12 protein-coding genes are annotated in these 14447 nt (G+C 68.6%); 4 read left to right on the top strand and 8 right to left on the bottom strand.

The features are described 5' to 3' along the window. Nucleotides 1-285: 285 nt before the first annotated feature. Together HD599_RS02810 and HD599_RS02805 are read right to left on the bottom strand one after the other, a co-directional pair. The gene (locus HD599_RS02810; protein WP_184233454.1) at nt 286-729 is read right to left on the bottom strand and encodes a hypothetical protein; all 444 of its coding nucleotides are present in this window, start codon (nt 727-729) and stop codon (nt 286-288) included. Continuing rightward, the gene (locus HD599_RS02805) at nt 726-1967 is read right to left on the bottom strand and encodes a molybdopterin-dependent oxidoreductase (RefSeq protein ID WP_246376073.1); all 1242 of its coding nucleotides are present in this window, start codon (nt 1965-1967) and stop codon (nt 726-728) included. Before HD599_RS02805 ends, HD599_RS02810 begins: the two co-directional genes overlap by 4 nt. Nucleotides 1968-2131: 164 nt before the next feature. Between HD599_RS02805 and HD599_RS02800 the strand changes: the two genes are divergently transcribed. From HD599_RS02800 to HD599_RS02790, 3 genes are all read left to right on the top strand, one after another. Further along, on the top strand, nt 2132-3523 hold the full coding sequence (locus HD599_RS02800; RefSeq protein ID WP_184233450.1) for a glycosyltransferase family 87 protein: 1392 nt from the start codon (nt 2132-2134) through the stop codon (nt 3521-3523). A 97-nt stretch (nt 3524-3620) separates the two neighbouring features. Then, complete coding sequence (locus tag HD599_RS02795; RefSeq protein ID WP_184233448.1) at nt 3621-4313, top strand: hypothetical protein; 693 nt, start codon at nt 3621-3623, stop codon at nt 4311-4313. A gap of 108 nt (nt 4314-4421) precedes the next feature. After that, complete coding sequence (locus HD599_RS02790; protein WP_184233446.1) at nt 4422-5936, top strand: glycosyltransferase family 39 protein; 1515 nt, start codon at nt 4422-4424, stop codon at nt 5934-5936. Here HD599_RS02790 and HD599_RS02785 read toward each other — a convergent pair. The 6 genes from HD599_RS02785 to rsmI are packed head-to-tail and all read right to left on the bottom strand — an operon-like array spanning nt 5933 to nt 12750. Then, entirely contained in the window at nt 5933-7507 is a 1575-nt protein-coding gene (locus HD599_RS02785) for a molybdopterin-dependent oxidoreductase (protein WP_184233444.1), read from the bottom strand. The genes HD599_RS02790 and HD599_RS02785 overlap by 4 nt on opposite strands. 41 nt (nt 7508-7548) lie before the next feature. Beyond that, nucleotides 7549-8484 carry a 4-(cytidine 5'-diphospho)-2-C-methyl-D-erythritol kinase gene (locus tag HD599_RS02780; protein WP_184233442.1) on the bottom strand — a complete coding sequence of 312 codons (936 nt, stop codon included), beginning with the start codon at nt 8482-8484 and terminating at the stop codon, nt 7549-7551. 9 nt (nt 8485-8493) lie between these two features. After that, complete coding sequence (gene rsmA, locus HD599_RS02775; RefSeq protein WP_184233440.1) at nt 8494-9345, bottom strand: 16S rRNA (adenine(1518)-N(6)/adenine(1519)-N(6))-dimethyltransferase RsmA; 852 nt, start codon at nt 9343-9345, stop codon at nt 8494-8496. Beyond that, nucleotides 9345-10298 carry a TatD family hydrolase gene (locus HD599_RS02770; protein WP_184233438.1) on the bottom strand — a complete coding sequence of 318 codons (954 nt, stop codon included), beginning with the start codon at nt 10296-10298 and terminating at the stop codon, nt 9345-9347. Before HD599_RS02770 ends, rsmA begins: the two co-directional genes overlap by 1 nt. Nucleotides 10299-10314: 16 nt before the next feature. Further along, a complete protein-coding gene (gene metG, locus HD599_RS02765) occupies nt 10315-11904 on the bottom strand; it encodes a methionine--tRNA ligase (protein WP_184233436.1) in 1590 nt (529 codons plus the stop codon). Nucleotides 11905-11934: 30 nt separating this feature from the next. Next, nucleotides 11935-12750, bottom strand: a complete 816-nt coding sequence (gene rsmI, locus HD599_RS02760) for a 16S rRNA (cytidine(1402)-2'-O)-methyltransferase (protein ID WP_184233434.1) — start codon at nt 12748-12750, stop codon at nt 11935-11937. Nucleotides 12751-12789: 39 nt separating this feature from the next. Here rsmI and HD599_RS02755 point away from each other — a divergent pair, with 39 nt between their 5' ends. Beyond that, nucleotides 12790-14430: a dolichyl-phosphate-mannose--protein mannosyltransferase gene (locus HD599_RS02755; RefSeq protein ID WP_343061844.1), complete on the top strand. Its 1641-nt coding sequence runs from the start codon at nt 12790-12792 to the stop codon at nt 14428-14430. Nucleotides 14431-14447: the final 17 nt, after the last annotated feature.

The following is a 14447-nucleotide window of genomic DNA, read 5'->3' as shown; positions in this document are numbered from 1 at the left end:
GCTACATTCTCTGCAACCGGAGCAATCCGCGTGCGAACTATCCACACGGGCGTCGATAGTGCAGTTGTGTCCCGAATTCGGCACCTGAAGCGTGCATAACCGCACTATCGCGATCAGCCCTCGAGGTCGAGCGGCGCGGGTCGCGCGGCGTCAGTGGCGGCACAATGCTCTTCCGCGCCCCCGGGAAGAGCACATTGCCGCCGATGAGAGCGGATAACGCCGGCTAGACCCCGGATGACGCGGGCTAAACCCTAGGCACCGCAGGCCAGCCCGGGCGCCGCAGCCTCAGGCCGCGCGCCGCCTCCGCACCACGAAGTACACCGCCAGCGCCGCCACGGTCACCGCCGCGAGCACCCCGTAGAACACCACGAGGTGCAGCCCATAGTCGAGGGGCAGGAGCGTGGCGTTCCCCGTGCCGATGCCCTTCTTGAGAATGGCCGGGACGACGATCAGTGTCATGATGCCGGCGATCACCAGCGCCCCCTGCACGATGAGGATCGCCGGGAGCGGCATCCTGACCCGTCGGGCGGTTTTGCGCATGGCGATGTTCGTTCCGAAGACGACGAACGAGAGGATGCCGTCGTGCAGCACGAGCGCTCCGGCGAACCAGAGCGCGATGCCGAGGTAGCGCTTCGGGTTGACGTCGTTCAGCAGCGTGATGCCGCCGACGAGGAAGAGCAGCAGCCCGAGGGCGATCAGCGCGATCTGCCAGCGGCGGATGGCGGTCATGACAGTACCTCCAGGCTGGTGAGCCACTTGGTTTGCAGCACACCGGGGCGCCCCGGCGCGATGATGCGGGCCGGGTAGCCGTGGTCCAGGTCGAGGGTGTCGCCGTTGAGTTCGAGGGCGACGAGGGTGAGGTCGTCGCGCACGTATTCCGGCCCCATGTTCATCACGGCGTACGAGCTGTTCTGCTCGAGGCTGGTGGCGCGCAGAGAGATGCCGCCCTTCGCCCCGACCGAGTCGACGAGGTCGCCGACCCGCACGCCCTTCCAGGTGGCGGTCTGGCTCCAGCCCTCCACGCAGGCGATCGGAAGTTCGACGACCGTCTGCGGCATGGCCAGCAGGTCGGCCCGCGAGTACGACTTCGACTCGTCGCCGTTGGTGACGGTGAGGGTCCAGTCGGGGGCGGATGCCGCGTCGACGACCTTTGCGGCGGTGGCGGTGCGGTTTACCGGCAGGCCGTTCGGACCGATGCCCTGCTTGCGCGGCCCGAACACGTTGGTGACGTCGAAGATCTTGAACGACTGTCCCGCAGTGAGGGTCACGACGGCCGCGCTGGCGATGCCGACGATGGTGAGGAAGCCGCGCCGGCTGGCCCGGGGTTCGGCGGGCGGGGTCGTGTCGATCCAGTCGAAGAGGCGGCCGGTGACGCCCTCGGTGCGGATGATCGCGTTGCGGACGGGGTCGGAGGTGAGATTGGGTCGCGCGGTCGCTGAACCCGTCGAAGCGTCGGCGGGCTCAGGAGCTTCAGCGGGTTCGGGCGCTTCGACAAGCTCAGCGACCGGCTTGTTCTTCCTCCAGTACTTGGTGATCAGGTCGAGCTTCACCGCGATGTGGATGGCGAGCGAGCCGATGATCACGAACGACAGCGCGTAGTGCGTCTGCCGGAACGGGAAGGGGAACAGCTGGTACCACTGGTAGGTGTTGATCAGGCCGATGACGATCTGCACGAGCGACGACGCCACGAACAGCGCGATCGACGCCCGCTCGAGCAGGTGGCGGAACGAGCCGACCAGCGGCGTCTGGAACAGTTCCGGGAAGACGATGTAGAGCTTCGCGAACAGCAGCGGGAAGCAGGCGATCCCGGCAGTGATGTGGATGCCTTGGGTCACCTGGTAAAGAAATGTCGGCCGGGTGGGAAACACCATCCAGGGCAGCGGGTCCTGCAGGAAGTGGCTGTAGATGCCCGTTCCGAAGCAGACGAGGAAGGCCAGCGCGAGCAGCCGCCCGACGACCACCGCCATCCGCGGATTCCGTGACGGGCTGGCGAGGGAACGCCGAAGCCCGTTCAGTAGACGCTGAACGCTCTCCATGATCATTCGGCCGCACCCCGCTCTGTCAACACTGATCTGTAGTCGTACCTGTCATGATGGTTCGGAGCCGTGACCCGATCGGACAGGATGGGCCTATGCGAATCGTTGTCACCACGATACTCCTCGTGCTGAGCGCCGGGCTCACCGCGGTCTCCGTGGCCGCGCTGCCGTACTACAGGTACGAGGAGGGCGAGGTCGAACCGCTCGTCCTGGCCACCGTCATCCTCTGGGCCCTCTTCGCCCTGTCGTTCGCGAGCCTGCGCCGGGTGTCGGCCAAGGCGTCCATCGTGCTGGTGCTCGTCGGTTCGCTCGGTATAGGAGTCGCCGCGATGGCCGGCCCGCCGAACACCAGCACCGACTCGGCTCGGTACGCGTGGGACGGCATCGTGCAGAACGCCGGGATCTCCCCCTACAGCTACGTGCCCGCCGACCCCGCGCTCGCCCACTTGCGCACCGACTGGCTGTTCCCCGCCGCGGTCGACGGCGAGTGCACCGGCGCGCGCATCATGACCACCGAGGAGCTCGGCAGCGGCGACCTGCTCTGCACGGCGATCAACCGCCCGAAGGTTCCGACGATCTACCCGCCCGCGAGCGAGCTGGTGTTCGCGGGCCTGCGGGCGATCACCGGACCGAGCCCGGAGTACTGGCCCTCGCAACTGCTCGGACTGCTCACCGGCCTCGGCATCACCGTGCTGCTGCTCGGCGAACTGCGGCGCACCGGCCGCGACCCGCGCTGGGCCGCGCTCTGGGGCTGGAGCCCGCTCGTGGCGACCGAGGGCGTCACCAACTCGCACATCGACATCGTCAGCGCGCTGCTGCTCGTGGTCGCCACCCTGCTGGTGGCGCGGGGCAGGCGCGGTTGGGGCGGCGTCGCTCTCGGAGTGTCCATCGCCACCAAGCTGATCCCGGTGATCGGGGCGCCCGCGCTGCTCGGCAAGCGGCCGTGGGGGCTCATCCTGATCTCCATCGCCGCCTTCCTCGTGCTCTACATCCCCTACGTGATCTCCGACGGCATCCAGGTTCTCGGCTACCTGCCCGGCTACCTCACCGAGGAGGGCTACGAGACCGGCACGCGCTTCATCCTGCTCTCGCTGATCGCGCCGGGCTCGGCGTCGCTCGTGCTCGCCGCGTTGCTCGTCGCCGTCGTCGGGGCCGTCGTCTGGTGGAGATCGGACCCGTCCGACCCGTGGATCGGGCAGCTCGTCATGATCGGCAGCGTGCTGATGATCGTGACGCCGCGCTACCCCTGGTACGCCCTGTTGCTCGTGCCGATGGTCGCGATGACCGGCCGGTGGGAGTGGCTCGCCGTGCCGCTCGCCCTCACCGAGCGCCTGCTGATTCCGTCGGTCGACCTCGCCCGGGTCGCCGCCGTCGTCGCGATCATCGTCATCGTCGTGATGTCGATCCGCCGCGCGGGATGGGTGATCATCAGCCCCCGCACAGAATCGAAACCCCGGAAAGCCGCGGAACCCGTCACCAGAATGTAACGGAAAGATAACAGACGCGACACAGTCCAATCTGTTTCCGCATCGAAGCCGAACTCTCAACATCACCGAAAGTTCACTTCGATCAAAGGATTTCATCATGCGTAAGTTCTACAAAGTCACTGTCGGTATCGCCGCAGCCACCGTGCTCGTCGGAGGCCTCGCCGCCTGCTCGACCGGCACCACGTCGACCGAGTCGTCGTCGTCCTCCTCGCCCAGCGCCACGGTCGAAGCAGACCCCACCCCGCTGGCCTCCATCCCCGCCCTCGACGGCGTCGACACCCAGGTCACCCTGGACGCCGGCTTCCTCGAAGCCCTCACCACCCTCGGCCTCACCCCCGGCGTGACCGGCGGAGCCACGCTCGACGCCGCCACCGGCACCCTCGCCTTCCCGATCACCGGCGGCAACGTCGACTACTACGACCCGGCCGAGGACTACCGTCCCTACGTTCAGGGCGAGATCGACCACGAAGGCTCCGGCATCACCCTCACCGGCGGCGACATCACCGTCGGACTGTCCGACTTCGTCATCGACCCGGGCACCTCGCGTCTGACCGGCACTGTGACCGCGAACGGCGAAGAGGTCGGCACCGACGTCTACATCTTCAACCTCGACGGCTCGACCCTGAACCCGCTCGAGACCGACGCCGACGGCAACGCCGTCCTCGAGGGCACCACCGTCCTCGTCAGCCCCGACGCCGCCGGCCTCCTCAACGAGACCTTCGGCACCGACGCCGTCACCGACGAACTCGTCGTCGGCATCGCGAAGATCACCGCCAAGGCCGCCGAGTAACACGGCCCCAGCACAGACCAACACCTAGCACGTTGGACCGATCAGGCCCGCCCGCGACAGCGGCGCGGGCCTGATCGCTGTTTCGCACCGACAGGAAGGAGTGACCGAATGACCATGCTCGATGGCGCACGCGTCGCCTTCCACCCGACCACCGGCATCCACCGCCACCGCGCGGTCGCCCCAGTCCTCATCGGACTCCTCGGCCTCACCATCTCGCTGATCGGCATCGGCACCCCGTCGATCTGGTACGACGAGGCCGCCACGATCATCTCGTCGACCCGCAGCTGGGACCAGCTCTGGGCCATGGTCGGCAGCGTCGACGCCGTGCACGCCGTGTACTACGCGGTGATGCACCTGGTCTTCGACCTGTTCGGCTACTCCCCCGTCGCACTGCGGGTGCCCAGCGCGATCGCGATCGGCATCGCCGCCGCACTCACCGTCGTGCTGGGGCGCCTGTTCGAGAACGTGCCGCGCCTCGGCGTCATCGCCGGCCTCGTGTTCTGCCTCCTGCCGCGCACAACCTGGGCCGGCACCGAGGGACGCTCGTACGCCCTCACCGCGGTCTTCGCCGTGCTGCTCACGATCCTGCTGGTCGTCGCCTCCCGCCGCTCGTCCCGACTGCTCTGGGCGCTGTACGCCCTGACCGTCGCGGTCGCCTGCCTCGTCTTCATCTACCTCGCCCTCGTCGTCGTCGCGCACGCCGTGACCATGGCGTGGTGGTTCGCCTCGAGCAAGTCGCGCGCCTGGCCGCCCGCCGGCCGCTGGCTGCGCTGGACCGCCCTCGCGACCGCCGTCGTCGTTCCGTTCGCCCTCGCCGTGATCGGCCAGAGCGGCCAGCTGCACTGGCTGGACACCCCGGGAGCGAAGACCCCGCGCAACGTGTTCGAGCACCAGTGGTTCTACTCCAGCCCGATGTTCGCGGTGGTCGGCTGGGCGCTCCTGGCCGTCGGCGCGGTGCTGTTGCTGCGCCGCGCGCGCGGCCTTTCCGCCGCCTCGGTGCTGCTGCCCGCGCTGCTGCTGCCCACCGCGCTGCTGCTCGTGACGAGCGCCACCATCACCCCGATCTACACGCCGCGGTATCTCACGATGTGCCTGCCGTTCGTGGCGCTCGTGATCGCCGCCGCGATCGCCCGCATCCCCTCACGACCTCTCGTGCTCGTCGCCCTGCTCGTGCTGCTCGCTCTCGCGGCACCGCAGATCGCGCTGCAGCGCGAGCCCGAGGCTAAGGAGAAGACGTCGTGGGCGGCCGTCGCCGACCTCATCGCGGAGCAGCGTGCGCTCGACGGTCCGGGGGCGGAGACCGCCATCGTCTACGGCGGTGTGCAGCGCCATCCCATCGCCTCGGCACGGGTGATCGCGTACTCGTACCCCGACGCCTTCGTCGGCACGACCGACGTCACGCTCGGCACTCCCGCGGCTGAGACCGGCCAGCTCTGGGAGACCCGCATCCCGCTCGAGGAGGGGCTGACGCGCCTGACCACGGCCGACGTCGTCTACCTGATCACGAGCGTCTCGCGCGACGTGCGCCCGGAAACCACGGCGACGCTCGCCACGGTCGGCTGGCACCTCGTCGACAGCTGGAACCTCTCCGAGGTCAACGTCCTGCGCTACGAGCGGGACTAGGCGACCCGCACCTGCACGGTGTGCCAGCCCTCGGCGCCGTCGGGGATGACGTCGACGCGCTCCTCTTTCTGCGTGTCGCCCTCGGCGTTGGTCGCTCGCACCTCGAGCACGTGGTCGCCCGAGGTGGCTTCCCACTCGATGAACCACTGGCGCCAGGTGTCGGTGGAGATCGGCTCGGCGAGAGTCGCCTCCTGCCACGGGTCGTTGTCGACGCGCACCTCGACGCGCTCGATGCCGACGTGCTGCGCCCAGGCGACGCCCGCGATCGCCACCGTACCCGGCTCGATCGAGGCGCCGAAGCTCGGCACGTCGATGCGCGACGACGTTTTCACGGGGCCCTTCGCCGACCAGCCGCGGTCGGTCCAGTAGGCCGATTCCTGGGCGAACGTCGACACCTTGAGTTCGACGACCCATTTGGTCGCCGACACGTAGCCGTAGAGGCCCGGCACGACCATGCGCACCGGGAAGCCGTGCTCGAGCGGCAGCGCCTCGCCGTTCATGCCGACGGCGAGCAGGCTGTTGCGCTCGGTGTCCTGCAGTACCTCGAGCGGCGTGGTCGCGGTCCAGCCGTCCTGGCTGGTGGAGAGCACGACGTCGGCACCCGACAGGGGTCGCGCACGCTCCAGCAGCGACCGGATCGGGTAGCCGAGCCACTTGGCGTTGCCGGTGAGCTGACCGCCGACCTCGTTCGAGACGCACATGAGCGTGACGTAGGTCTCGACGAGCGGAAGGGCGAGCAGCTCCTCGAACGAGATCTCGATCTCCTCCTCGACCATGCCGGTGATGCGCAGCTTCCACTGGTTCGCGTCGATCACGGGAACCTGCAGCGCGGTGTCGATGCGGTAGAAGTCGGCGTTGTCGGTGACGAGCGCCGAGATGCCGTCGATGTCGAGCTGGGCTCCGACGGGGATGGGCGGGGCGACGACGGCCGGCGCCGGGAGCTTGAGCGCGGCCCGCACGGCGTTCACGGCCGTCGTACCGGCGTTCATGGCGCGTGCGGCGACTCCGACGACGACGGATGCCGCGGCAGCCCCCACCGCGACGGTGAGGAAGCCGCGCCGGCTGACCGCTGCCGCGCTTCCGGGGGCCGAGACGGCCCCGCGGATCTCTGCGGCCCGCGTCGCGGCGAGCGACCAGCGGTGCAGCCGGTCGACCGCGACCCGCAGTACGACCACGCCGCCGATCATGCCGAGCACGGTCGGCACGGCCCAGACGGTGGTCGCCTCGGCGCGGGTGATGACGGCCAGCGTCGCGATGAGGCCGACGAGCACGAGCCCGACGATGCCGAACGGGGGTCTGCGGTACTCGAGCACGCCGATCACGGCGGCGAGCACCAGTACGACGAGCCCGAGTGTGGCGAGCAGCACGATCTTGTCGGCGGTGCCGAACAGGTCGATGACGAGGTTCTTGAGCCAGGCCGGCACGAGGTCGATGACGAGGGATCCGACGGCGAGCAGCGGGCTCGAAGCCGGGGCGAGAACGAGGGCGGCGACTTCGGCGAGGGCCAGGGTGACGGCGGCCGAGATGACGCCGACGAGAGCGGCCCACCGTGTTTCACTGCGCCTGTCCATGGCGAGCCCTCCGATTAGTACGCTAGCCCCCTTCGGGCATTTTACGCACCGATGATGCGAGCTCCATGTACGGGTCCGGTGGCGCGCACGACCGTCAGCTTGGCGGCGCTGAGCGCGATCTGCAGCTCGAGCGCCGAGTCGAGGTCGGCGGCGAGGAAAGCGACCGTGGGTCCCGAGCCGGAGATGACGCCGGCGAGGGCGCCGTTCTGCTCGCCCAGTTCGATCACGGCGGAGAGCGACGGTTCGAGGTGCAGCGCGGGAGCCTGCAGGTCGTTGTACAGGGTGTCGGCGAGCATGTGCGGATCGCCGGCCCGGAGCGCCTGCAGCACGTTCGCGTCGACGGTGGGCGCCGTGGTGGCCGGGTAGATGTCCTGGGCGTGACGGTCGCGGTGCAGGTCGAGTTCGCGGTACACGGCCGGGGTGCTGAGGCCGAAGTCGGCGACCGCGAGTACCCACTGGAAGTTCCCCTTGGCCAGCGCGGGGCTCAACTGGTCGCCGCGGCCCGTGCCGATGGCGGTTCCGCCGGTGAGCGCGAACGGCACGTCGGCGCCGAGCTCCGCGGCGAGCTCGAGCAGCCGCTCCCGCGGGACCTGGGTTCCCCAGAGGGTGTCACAGGCCAGGAGTGTTGCCGCGGCATCCGCCGACCCGCCGCCCATGCCGCCGGTGACGGGCACGTGCTTGTCGATGTGCAGCCGCACGCCGCCGCGGTAGCCGGTGCTGCGGGCGAGGAGCTGGGCCGCCTTGATGGCGATGTTCGAGCCGTCGGTGGGCACGCGGGAGAGTTCGACCGTGCCGGTCACCTCGACCGAGAAGTCGTCGGCGGAGTACGCGCGCACGTCTTCGTAGAGCGACACCGCCTGGTACGCGATGGCGACGTCGTGGTATCCGTCCTCGAGCAGCGAACCGACCTTGAGGAAGACGTTGATCTTGCCCGGCGCGCGTACGTGCACCGCGGTTGGAGTGGCCGAGGTGGTCATATGACCAACCTAGTCGAGGCCGGGGGCAGCCTTTGCCGCTCGAGCGATGGCGAGGAAGTCGAGTACTGTCAGCTCCTCGCCGCGGCTCGTCGGAGCGAGTCCGGCGGCTTCCATCAGGGTGGATGCCGTTGCCGAATCGCCGAGCACGACGGACAGTGATTGGCGCAGCATCTTGCGGCGCTGCTGGAAGGCGGCGTCGATGATGGCGAAGGTCGCGAGCCTTTCCTCCTCCGTGCCGGGCAGCTCTTCGCGGTCGAAACCGACGAGGATCGAGTCGACGTTCGGCACCGGCCAGAACACCTGGCGGCTGACCTTGCCGTGGGTCTTCCAGTTGCCGTACCAGGCCGCCTTGGCGCTCGGGGCGCCGTAGACCTTCGAACCGGGAGGGGCGGCGAGGCGCTCCCCCACCTCGGCCTGCACCATCACGAGGCCGCGGGTGAGGCTCGGGAAGTGCTCGAGGAAGTGCAGCAGCACGGGGACGGAGACGTTGTACGGCAGGTTCGCGACGAGCACGCTCGGCGACTGCGGCAGCTCGGTCACCTTCATGGCGTCCTCGGTGATCACGGTGAGCTTCGCCTCGGGCTGCATCTCGGCGACCGTGATCGGCAGCTGCGCGGCGAGGCGCTTGTCGATCTCGACCGCGACGACGTCGGCGCCCGTCTCGAGCAGGCCGAGGGTGAGCGAGCCGAGGCCGGGGCCGATCTCGACGGCGGTCTCGCCCGTGACGACGCCGGCGACGCGCACGATGCGGCGCACGGTGTTGGCGTCGATCACGAAGTTCTGACCGAGCTTCTTGGTCGGCTGAATGTCGAGCAGCTCGGCCAGATCGCGGATTTCGGCGGGGCCGAGCAGTGTCGCCACTAGGTGGTGCTCTCTTCTGTGGGCAGTTGCGGGAGCCTGATCGCTCCGGTCATGGGAGGCATTTCGAACGTCTCGTCGGTGTAGGCGTCGCGCGGGGCCGTCACGGGCTCCGCGTCCCAGGCGCCGTAGACCTGCTCGGTGTTCGAGGTGATCTGGGCGGCGAGCATCGAGACGTCGGTGCCGAGGTGGGCGGCCATGCCGCGCAGCGTGTGCGGGAGCATGTACGGCGAGTTGAGCCGGCCACGGAACGGGTGCGGCGTCAGGTAGGGCGCGTCGGTCTCGACGAGCAGCAGGTGCCGCGGGGTGATCTCGAGGGCGTCGCGCAGGTCGACGGCGTTCTTGAACGTGACGGTGCCCGAGAACGACAGGTACCAGCCGTTCTGGATCGCGACCCGGGCGAGGTCGGCGTCGCCGCTGAAGCAGTGGAACACCGTCTTCTCGGGGGCGCCGACGCGCTGCAGCGTCTCGAACACGTCGTGGTGCGCGTCGCGGTCGTGGATCTGCAGGGCGAGGCCGTACTTCTTGGCGATCTCGATGTGCGCCTCGAACGAGGCGTGCTGCGCGCCGCGGCCGTCCTCCGCCGTGCGGAAGTAGTCGAGCCCGGTCTCGCCGATGGCGCGCACGCGCGGGCGGGAGGCGAGCTCGTCGATCGTGGCGAGAGCCTCGTCGAGGCGGCCCTCTGCGGCGTAGCGGGGAGCGTCGTTGGGGTGGATGGCGACGGCCGCGAGCACGCGCGGCTCGATCGCGGCCAGCTCGGCCGACCAGAGCGACGACTCGAGGTCGGTGCCGACCTGCACGACGCCGCGGACGCCGACGCTCGACCCCTTGTCGAGGTGGTCGTGGTAGTCGAACTCTTCGCTGCCGGGAACTCCCGACGGGTCCAAGTGCGTGTGGTTGTCGTAGATTCCGACGACCAGTGCCTGCGGCACGGGGGCGTAGCTGGACTCGGACATCACACGCTCCAAACGTTTATCCTGCGGTTTCGGTTACTTCGATACGGGGGAAGAGGGCCTCGAGGGTTCCGACCCGGCTGCCGACGGGCAGCTGGCCCCAGTGGCCGGCGTCGACGATCACCTGGTCGGTCAGCTCGCCGAGTCCGGCAGCGGCGCCGAGGCCGGTCCAGAGCTTGGCGGTTGCTTCCGGGATGACGGGAGAGAGCAGCACCGCGAGCGCGCGGAGCCCGTCGGTCGCGGTGTAGAGCACGGTGCCGAGGCGCTTGCGCGTCTCCTCGGTCTTCGCCAGGACCCAGGGCTCCTGCAGGGTGATGTAGCCGTTCAGCTCGTCGACGATCGTCCAGATGGAGGCGAGCGCGTCGTGGATCGCGAGCGACTGGATCGCGGCATCCGCGTTGTCTGCAGCAGCACGCACGACGGCCTGCACCTTGAGGTCGTCGGCCGTGTACTCGGCGGGTGCCGGCACGAGACCGTCGTAGTAGCGGTTGACCATGGCGATGACGCGCGAGGCCAGGTTGCCGAAGCCGTTCGCGAGCTCGCTCTGGTAGCGCGCCGCGAGGTCTTCCCAGCTGAACGAGCCGTCCTGGCCGAAGTTGATCGCGCTCATGAAGTAGTAGCGGAACGCGTCGACGCCGAACGTGTCGGTGATCTGGCTCGGCGCGATACCGGTGAGCTTCGACTTCGACATCTTCTCGCCGCCGACGAGCAGCCAGCCGTGGCCGAAGACCTGCTTCGGCGGCTGGAGTCCCGCGGCCATCAGCATGGCGGGCCAGATCACCGCGTGGAAGCGGGCGATGTCCTTGCCGACCAGCTGCGTCGCGGGCCAGCGACGCTGGAACTCGTCGTTGTCGACGCCGTAGCCGATGGCGGTGATGTAGTTGAGGAGCGCGTCGAACCAGACGTAGAGAACGTGCGAGTGGTCCCACGGGATCTTGATTCCCCAGTCGAAGCTGGAGCGTGAGATCGAGAGGTCGGAGAGACCCTGTTTGACGAACTGCAGGATCTCGTTGCGCACGCTCTCGGGCTGGATGAAGTCGGGGCGCTCTTCGTAGAGGTCGAGCAGGCGCTGCTGGAAGTCGCTCATGCGGAAGAAGTAGTTCTTCTCCTTGAGCACCTCGATGGGGCGCGAGTGGATCTTGCAGACCAGCTGGCCGGCGTAGTCGCCGTCGGGGGTCTCCATGAGGTCGTCGAGCTGCTTGTACTCTTCGCAGCCGACGCAGTAGTAGCCCTCGTACTCGCCCGAGTAGATGTAGCCGTCGTCGTGGAGCTTCTGCAGGAAGATCGTGACGGCTTCCTCGTGACGCTTGTCCGTGGTGCGGATGAAGTCGTCGTTCTGGATGTTGATCGTCTCGAGCAGCGGCAGCCACGACTCCTCGACGAGCTTGTCGGCCCACTGCTGCGGGGTCGTGTCGTTCGCGACGGCGGTGCGCAGGATCTTCTGGCCGTGCTCGTCGGTTCCGGTCAGGAGCCAGGTGTCGTCACCGCTCTGACGGTGCCAACGAGCGAGTACGTCGGCCGCAACTTCGGTGTACGCGTGACCGATGTGCGGTACGTCGTTGACATAGAAGATGGGCGTCGCAATGTAAAAGGAATCACCGGCGGCCATGCGTTACATCCTAAACGGTGGTTGCGAGTGTTACCGCGCCCGTGCAGCCAGCGCACCCTCGTACAGGTCGCGCTTGCTCAGGCCGGTCTCCTCGGCCACCTCGGCGGCGGCCTCCTTGAGCCGCGACCCCTCCGTCACGAGCTTGAGAACCTGCTCGATGCCGGTGGGAAGGTCGGATGTCGCGGGGACGGCGCCCTCGACGACGATGCAGATCTCGCCCCTCGCTCCCTCGGCGAAGTAGTCGGCCAGCTCCCGGGCGGTTCCGCGCTTCACTTCCTCGTGCAGCTTGGTCAGCTCACGGCAGACGACCACGCGGCGGTCGTCGCCGAGCGCCGTGGCGAGGTCGGCGAGCGCGTCGCCGAGCCGGTTCGGGCTCTCGAAGAACACCATGGTGCGCTGCTCGCGCACGAGCGCGGTGAAGTAGGCGACGCGGCTCTTGCGCGGCAGGAACCCCTCGAAGCTGAAGCGGTCGGTCGGCAGGCCCGAGACGGCGAGCGCGGTGAGCACGGCGGAGGGGCCGGGGATCGCGGTGACGGTCACGCCCGCCGCGGCAGCGGCGGCCACGAGGGGGAATCCGGGGTCGCTGATCGCCGGCATACCGGCATCCGACAGAACGAGCACGTCGCTCTCTCTCGCCAGCTCGGCGATCTCGGCCGCCTTCTGCGACTCGTTGTGCTCGTGCAGGGCGATGAGGCGCGGCCGGTTCTCGATGCCGAGGGCACGCATGAGGTGGATCGTGGTGCGGGTGTCCTCGCTCGCGATCGTCTCCGCGTTGGTGAGCGCCTCGATCAGCCGCTTCGAGGCGTCGCCGAGGTTGCCGATCGGGGTCGCCGCAAGAATGATCACGTGCCATTGTCCCATCGCGCGGGAAAGTACGATGGCCGGGTGACGAACCCCGCGCCCGAATCCCGCGCCGACGACTTCGAGACGATGCTGGAAGACCGGGAAGAGCCCGCCGCACCCGCCCCGATGACGCGGCTCGACGCGTGGTGGCTGCGCGCGCAGTCGACGACGCTCGGCCGCCGGCTGTGGAACTGGGGCGCGCCCGCGATCGTGGTGCTCGTCGCCGCGGTCACCCGGCTGTGGAACCTCGGCTCCCCGCACTCGCTCGTGTTCGACGAGACCTTCTATGTGAAGGACTCGTGGACGCTGTGGAACCTCGGCTACTCCGCCTCCTGGCCGGCCGAAGCCGACACGAGCTTCAACGCCGGCGACACCGACATCTTCCTCAGCGACCCGTCGTTCGTGGTGCACCCGCCCCTCGCCAAGTGGATCATCGGCGCCGGCATGGCCCTCTTCGGCGCCGACGACAGTGTGGGATGGCGCATCAGCACGGCCCTCGTCGGCATCCTCGCCGTCGTGCTGCTCATGGTGATCGCGAAGAAGCTGTTCGACTCGACGCTGCTCGCAATCATCGCGGGCGGCCTGTTCGCCATCGAGGGCAACGCGATCGTGATGAGCCGGGTCGCGCTGCTCGACAACTACGTGATGTTCTTCGCGCTGCTCGGCTTCGGTGCGGTGCTGCTCGACCGGGCGTGGGCGGAACGGCGGCTCACCCTCTGGCTCGCCGCGCGTACCGCCGCGGGAAAGGGCACCGACTGGGGACCGTCGCTGTGGTGGCGCCCGTGGCTGCTCGCCGCGGGCCTCGCGTTCGGCCTGACCTCCGCGGTCAAGTGGAGCGGCTTCTACTTCCTCGCCGCGTTCGCGGTCTACACGCTCGTCGTCGACGCGCTCGCCCGCCGTCGCTCCGGCGTCTTCTTCTGGGGGTCCGGCACGCTGCTCAAGCAGGCGCCGGTGAGCTTCCTGCTCACCGTGCCGATCGCGGCCGCCGCGCACCTCTCCACCTGGATCAGCTGGTTCACCACCGACAACGGGTACTACCGGCACTGGGCCGAGGAGGCCGGCAACGCCTGGACCGGCATGCTCTCGTGGGTGCCGTTGTCGTGGCAGAGCTGGTGGCACTTCCAGACCAGTGTGTACGCATACCACGTGGGCGAAACCCGGCCCCACAGCTACCAGGCCAACCCGCTGACCTGGCTGTTTATGGTGCGGCCGACGAGCATGTTCTACCAGTCGAGCGCCATGGGCGAGAACGGCTGCGCCGCGACGACCTGCGGCGAATCGATCACCGGCATCGCCAATCCGCTCATCTGGTGGGCGGCCACCGCCGCCATCCTCTACCTCGTCTACCGGCTGGCCCGGTACCGCGAGTGGAAGGTCGGGCTGATCCTCATGGGTATGGTCGCGGGCTACGTGCCGTGGCTGATGTACCTGCACCGCACGGTGTTCCAGTTCTACACGATCGCCTTCGAGCCCTACATGATCCTCGGGCTCACGCTCGTGATCGGGCTGATCCTCGGCGACCGCACCAAGGATCCGGGCAGACGCACGCGCGGCATCGTGATCGTCGGCGTCTTCCTCGCCGTCGCGGTGGCGCTCAGCGTGTACTTCTGGCCGCTGTGGACCGGCATGCAGCTGGACGCGCGCTGGATCGCGGCACGCTGGTGGCTGCCGACCTGGCGTTAGCCCGTTCGTGGCTCCGT

It is taken from the genome of Conyzicola lurida (assembly GCF_014204935.1).
Taxonomy (GTDB): Bacteria; Actinomycetota; Actinomycetes; order Actinomycetales; family Microbacteriaceae; genus Conyzicola; species Conyzicola lurida.
This window is presented reverse-complemented; position numbering and strand designations above follow the sequence as displayed.

Bases quoted from the DNA above. Each gene is read 5' to 3' on its own strand.
- HD599_RS02810 (WP_184233454.1), bottom strand. From the start codon at position 729: ATGACCGCCATCCGCCGCTGGCAGATCGCGCTGATCGCCCTCGGGCTG.
- HD599_RS02805 (WP_246376073.1), bottom strand. From the start codon at position 1,967: ATGGCGGTGGTCGTCGGGCGGCTGCTCGCGCTGGCCTTCCTCGTCTGC.
- HD599_RS02800 (WP_184233450.1), top strand. From the start codon at position 2,132: ATGCGAATCGTTGTCACCACGATACTCCTCGTGCTGAGCGCCGGGCTC.
- HD599_RS02795 (WP_184233448.1), top strand. From the start codon at position 3,621: ATGCGTAAGTTCTACAAAGTCACTGTCGGTATCGCCGCAGCCACCGTG.
- HD599_RS02790 (WP_184233446.1), top strand. From the start codon at position 4,422: ATGACCATGCTCGATGGCGCACGCGTCGCCTTCCACCCGACCACCGGC.
- HD599_RS02785 (WP_184233444.1), bottom strand. From the start codon at position 7,507: ATGGACAGGCGCAGTGAAACACGGTGGGCCGCTCTCGTCGGCGTCATC.
- HD599_RS02780 (WP_184233442.1), bottom strand. From the start codon at position 8,484: ATGACCACCTCGGCCACTCCAACCGCGGTGCACGTACGCGCGCCGGGC.
- HD599_RS02770 (WP_184233438.1), bottom strand. From the start codon at position 10,298: ATGTCCGAGTCCAGCTACGCCCCCGTGCCGCAGGCACTGGTCGTCGGA.
- metG (WP_184233436.1), bottom strand. From the start codon at position 11,904: ATGGCCGCCGGTGATTCCTTTTACATTGCGACGCCCATCTTCTATGTC.